Annotated in this window: 1 pseudogene; it reads right to left on the bottom strand. The window is 49.8% G+C overall.

Annotation, left to right across the window (positions count from 1 at the left end):
* A pseudogene (locus QK300_RS13580) lies at window positions 1-538 on the bottom strand (hypothetical protein); the annotation flags it as partial.

Raw genomic sequence — 538 nt, 5'->3', positions numbered from 1 at the left:
CCTCAATCTCAGGCGGGAGATCGCCGGGAGCATAGTCGGGTGAATGATACCAGGCAAACAGCTCGCTAATCGCTGCCAACATGTCCAAGCTTGCTAACTCACTGACATTGCGGCGAAACCACCCATAAATGATGGAGTTACACAATCCTCTGTCATAACAACCATGTTGGGTCGTGCTGATTCTAATTTTTTTATCCGGATAAAGAAGGTGATCGATATATGATTGATAGCCAGGGCAACCTGATTTCAAATAGTCCCGCGCAGTTTCTATATCTTTCAGAAAATATTCTTTAAGAATTCTTGCCTGACTAAAAAAATCGAGCGGCGCATATAAAATAATCGCTGTATTGAATCGCACCGTATGCGCGAGCATTCGGTCAGGGGTCAGCGGCCCGCCATAAGAGGCGACCGACCATGGTCGCCCATATTCATTCGTCCATTCATCCATGGCGGACAGAATCTCCGGCGTCATCCTTGGGCGGCGCGCGGCCAGATCGGGGGATGGCAAGGCCGTCTCCACATCCAAAAACCCCTCACC

It is taken from the genome of Iodidimonas sp. MBR-22 (assembly GCF_029946565.1).
GTDB lineage: Bacteria > Pseudomonadota > Alphaproteobacteria > Sphingomonadales > Rhodothalassiaceae > Iodidimonas > Iodidimonas nitroreducens.
The sequence above is the reverse complement of the archived record's forward strand: the minus strand, read 5'-3'. Positions and strand labels throughout refer to the sequence as shown.